Here is a 4,789-nt window from a genome sequence, read left to right on the forward strand (position 1 = left end):
GTTCTTCCGCCTTGCGACGCAGGTCTTCGGCGGCGACTTCGATCTCGCGGTTCTTCGCGCGGATGTTCTCGCGCTGCTGTTCCAGCATCTGGGCGCGCTCTTCGAGCTCTTCGTTGCTCTGCTGCAGCTCCTCCTGCTGCACGCGCAGCTCTTCGGCCTGCTGTTGGGTTTCCTCGAGCAGCTCGGTCATGCGTTCGCGCGACTGGCTGACGTCGAGCCCGATCGCGAGCGCTTCCTGCGCAAGCCCGAGAAACTCGAGCTGGAGGTCGGTGAAGTCGGCGAAAGCGCCGATTTCGAGCGCGCCGATGAGGCGCGTGCCGTGCAGCAGCGGCAGCGCGAGCACGACTTTCGGCACCGACTCGCCGAGCGCCGAACCGATCGGCAGGTAGTCGGCCGGCACGTTCGCGAGGCAGATCGGCTTGCGTTCCCGCGCCGCCTGCCCGATCAGCCCTTCGCCGAGGCGGAAGCGGTCCCCGAGGTTCCTGCGCCGCGTGAACGCGTAGGTCGCGGCGAGGTGCAGCGCCTCGGCGCGCTCGTCGAGCAGGTACAACGCGCCGACCCCCGCGGTCAGGTATTCAACGAGATAGGTGAGCGCCTTGTCCGCGAGTTCCGGCGCGGCCTGCTCGCCACGCATCAGCGAGTTCAGTTCGTTCAGTCCGCTCTTTACCCAGTCGGCGTCGCGCGACGCCTGGCGCGCCTGACGCAGGAACGAAGTCATGTTGCGGAAGGAGGCGTCGAGATCGGACTGGACGACGCTGAGCTGCGCGGCAGCGCGCAGGAGAACGCCGGTTTCGTCGTCCGGCAGGTGTTCGAGGTTGACTTTCAGCGGCGCGGAGACGGCGATCTCCTGGCTCAGGTCGCCGCTGCCGATCGCTTCGACGACGCGGGCTTTCTCGGTGCTGCTCTCGATAACCCGCTTGACTTCGTCGGCAGCGTTGCGCAGCGAGCGCCGCACGCTGGCGGTGACGAAGAAGGTCAGCGCAGTCCCGCCGACGAGGATGAGCAGCAATGCGATCGACGTGAGTTCGACCGCCGACTCGGCTTCGCCTGCGGCCGCCTCTCCGAACGTCCGGGCCCGATCGCTGGCAAAACCCGAAACGGTCTCCATACGCTCCAGCACCGCCTCGACCAGCCTGTCACCCTGAGCGCCATATAGCGCGATCGCTTCGGCGCGCCGTCCGCCTTTCAGAAGGGCGACCGTGGCCGCTCGGGCCTCGCGCCAGTCGCTCAGCGCGCGCTCGATCCGATCGATGTCGAGGGGATTTCCCAGGTAGCGCTCGCGGATCAACGCAAGCTTCTGGTCGTTGATTTTCCGTTGCGTGTCGAGCTTCTGCTGAAAGCGCTCGACGTCTTCCGGGCTCGTATAGTGGACCAGCGTGTTCATCACCTGCTGGGCGACGAGCACTTCCGTCATCGCTTCGCGAATCGCGATCGACACGGTGAACGGATGTTTGAACATGTTCTGGCTCGCTTCGGCGAGCCGCTCGATGCTGCGCACGCCCATGAGCCCGAGGCAGAGGGTCGCCAGCAATATCAGCGAAAACCCGGCAATCAGCCGGGTGGAAATCCTCGTTCGACTTAGCATTGCTTCATTGCCCTCGCTGCTGGACGGTCCGCTCCGCAGAGCAGTTGCTGGTTTTCGTGGTCCGCCGATGCGCGTAGCGCCCTGTCGCCCGCTTCGACAGTCGCCTTGAATCTCGCAGCCAGCTCGCTCGCCGGCAGCGGCTTGCTGAAGAGGTAGCCTTGGTATTCGTCGCATCCGAGCGCGCGCAGCGTCTCGAGCTGGGCTTCGCCCTCGACTCCTTCGGCGATCACTTTCAGCCCGATCGCATGGGCCATCTGCACGATCGCGGTGACGATCGCATGGGTGTCGCGGTCGAACGGCAGGTCGCGGACGAACGACTGGTCGATCTTCAGAATGTGGATCGGCAGCGCCTTGAGCATCGCGAGTGAGGAGTAGCCGGTGCCGAAGTCGTCGACGGCGATCGACACGCCGGTTTCGCCGATCTCGGCGAGCACCGTCGCCGCGCGGTCCACGTCGCGCATCAGCAAGGTCTCGGTGATCTCGAGTTCGAGGTACGTCGGCGACAGCTCGCACTCGTCGAGAAGGCGGCCGAGCGTGTCGGGCAGCGCGGAATACACTTGCGGCTCGGCGACGTTGACGGCGATCCGCAGCGGTTCGCCGAGCCATCCCGCGTCGCGCCAGTCCCGCGCTTGCCGGCACGCGGCCCGCAGCGCCCATTCGCTCAGCGGGACGAGCATGCCCGTCTCCTCGGCGAGGCTCATGAACCGGTCGGCCGAAAGGAGGCCGAGCTGCGGATGGCGCCAGCGCAGCAAGGCCTCGACACCGGCGATCGTGCCGCGGACGACGTCGACTTTCGGCTGGTAATACAGCTCGAATTCGTCGTTCTCGAGCGCCAGCTGCAGTTCCCGCTCGTGCCGGATGCGTTCGAGCAGGCGCCGGTTGAGTTCCTCGCGGTAGAACTGGTGGCCGTTGCGGCCCTGGTGCTTCGCTTCGTACATCGCCAGATCGGCGTTCTTCATCAGCACGCTGGCGTTCGCGCCGTCCTCGGGGAATACGCCGACACCGACGCTCGCCGAGACCTTGACCGTGCTGCGCGCGAGCTCGAACGGGCGCGCGAGCGCGCTGCAGATCTTCGTGGCGACTTCGGCGACATCCTCGAGGTCGTGCAGGTTCTCGAGCAGCACGACGAACTCGTCGCCCCCGAGCCGCGCGACGCTGTCCGATTCGCGCACCACCGCGCGCAGGCGCGCCGCGACCTGCTTCAGCAGCTCGTCACCCTTGTCGTGCCCGAGCGAATCGTTGACGTACTTGAAGCGGTCGAGATCGAGGAAGAGGAGCGCGAGGCGGCCTTTCTGGCGCTCCGCCGTCGCGATCGCGTGCTCGATGCGCTCGTTGAGCGAGCGGCGGTTGAAGAGCCCGGTCAACGTATCGCGGATCGCGAGTTCGTGAGCGAGTTGTTCCGCCGCGCGGCGCTCCACGACCTCCGTCTGCAGCGCGGCGTTGGCCCGCTCCAGGTCTTCGAGCCGCTGCACCTGCAGCTCGCGGTTCAGCGCGGCGAGCGACGCGGCCTCCCGCTCCAGTTCGCGCCGCTTGCGGAACAGTTCGACGAAGACGCTGACCTTAGCTTGCAGCACCTGCGGGACGAGCGGCGTGAACAGGTAATCGGCGGCGCCCGCCTCGTATCCCTTGATGCGGTCGAACTCGTCGGACCGGTGCGCGGTGAGGAAGATGATCGGCGTGGCGGCCGAACGCGGGCGGCCGTGGATCAGCCGCGCGGTCTCGAACCCGTCCAAGCCCGGCATGTTCACGTCGAGCAGGATCACCGCGAACTCGCGCACGAGCAGCCGCCGCAACGCCTGTTCGCCGGAGTTCGCGGTCATGATCGTGAAGGCTTGCCGCGTGGCGGCGCCTTCCAGCAGCGCGCTCACCGCGCTCAGGCTGATCTCGTTGTCGTTGACGACGAGTACCGCGGGTTTGTCTCGGGGATCCATGAGGTCACGCCGAATTTGAATTGTCGTTGCGCGGTTGCGCACGCATAAATCCGGACGATTGTAAACGGAAAGCCGCCCCCGACGGGCGGATCGGGCCATGCCTACCGGATAGACACTGCCCAAAATGGGCGTTTTCGCGCCTCAATGCCGCGCGGACGGCGGGTCTGGAGGCTGGCCGGCGACGTCGATCAGCGTCGCCGGCCGGCGCGCCGTCAGCAGGAAACGTCCGCGCCCGATGCTTTCGAGCCGCACGCCGGCGCCGCATTCGGCGAGCCGGCGGCGCAACACGAGCAGCCGCGCGTCGAGGTCGTCGCTGCCGTCGTCGCGGCGGATCCGCGGGTCGAGCCGCAACTCCCGCAGGCTGAACGTGCTGCGGCACTCGACGACGAGATTGCGCATGACGGCCCGGAAGATCGAGCCGGCAACGCCCTTGATCAGGTAGTCGTCGTCGAGGAACACGCTGTCGTCGCCGGCGTGATGCCGCACGACGACCGGCGGACCGGCGGCGGCAAGGGGCGCCGGCTCGGGGTGTGCGGCGTCGTCGTCGCGGTCGCCCGCCTGCCGCAGCGCGAGCATCGCGGCCCCGAGCTGGCCCGCAAGGGCGACGAGCGCGTCCTCGTCGTCGTAGCCGAAGCGCAGGTTCCGCGGGCTCTCGGCATACAGCACGCCGAGGAGCCGGGTGCAGGCGCGGATCGGCACGGCCAGGCGGCTGTGCGGCTCCGGCAAACTCGGCAGCCGAATGCGGGTTTCGAGCGCGTCGGCGCTGCCGCTCTGCACGGCGCCCGCGCCCGCGCCGTCGTGCGCATAGCCGGGCGCGAGATAGCCGATGCGGATCGGCGTCGCTTCGCGCGCGGCGACGCCGATCACGCCGTCGCCGACCGCGATTTCGGAGCCGACGCCGGAGCTTTCGTAACCCCGGCTGGCGACGGTATAGAGACGCGCGCCCGAACCGTCGAGCAGCAGCACGCTCGTGTGACGGAAGCCGAACTGCGACTCGAGGCTCGCGAGCGCTTCGGTCAGCAGCGTGTCCAGTTCGCGGCAGATCGCGAGCCGCGCCGAGGTCGCGCGCAGCGCCGCGAGCAGGCTCGGACGCGGCGTCGGCAGCGCGAGCGCCGGACCGGGTACGCGCTCGATCTCGAGCACGCGGCAGACGTCCGAACCCAGCAGCCGGAAGACGCCGCCCATGCCGGAATGCGCGGCGACGCCGGCGAGCTTCGCCTTCATCCGCTCGAACAGCGGCCCCGCCGTTTCGGTGCGCAGGTAGCGCAGCAGC

The 4,789-nt window shown here is 68.1% G+C and carries 3 protein-coding genes; all 3 read right to left on the reverse strand.

Annotation, left to right across the window (positions count from 1 at the left end; genetic code table 11):
- The coding region (locus tag V6M37_RS18110; RefSeq protein WP_332675672.1) for a GAF domain-containing protein at positions 1–1,585 on the reverse strand (1,585 nt) is incomplete at its 3' end.
- Positions 1,579–3,516, reverse strand: a complete 1,938-nt coding sequence (locus tag V6M37_RS18115) for a putative bifunctional diguanylate cyclase/phosphodiesterase (RefSeq protein WP_332675673.1) — start codon at positions 3,514–3,516, stop codon at positions 1,579–1,581. The genes V6M37_RS18110 and V6M37_RS18115, both read right to left, overlap by 7 nt.
- 141 nt (positions 3,517–3,657) lie before the next feature.
- Positions 3,658–4,789: GAF domain-containing protein (locus V6M37_RS18120; protein ID WP_332675674.1), on the reverse strand; the 1,132-nt coding region annotated here is incomplete at its 5' end.

Origin of the sequence: Aromatoleum sp. (assembly GCF_036675785.1) — a bacterium.
Taxonomy (GTDB): domain Bacteria; phylum Pseudomonadota; class Gammaproteobacteria; order Burkholderiales; family Rhodocyclaceae; genus Aromatoleum.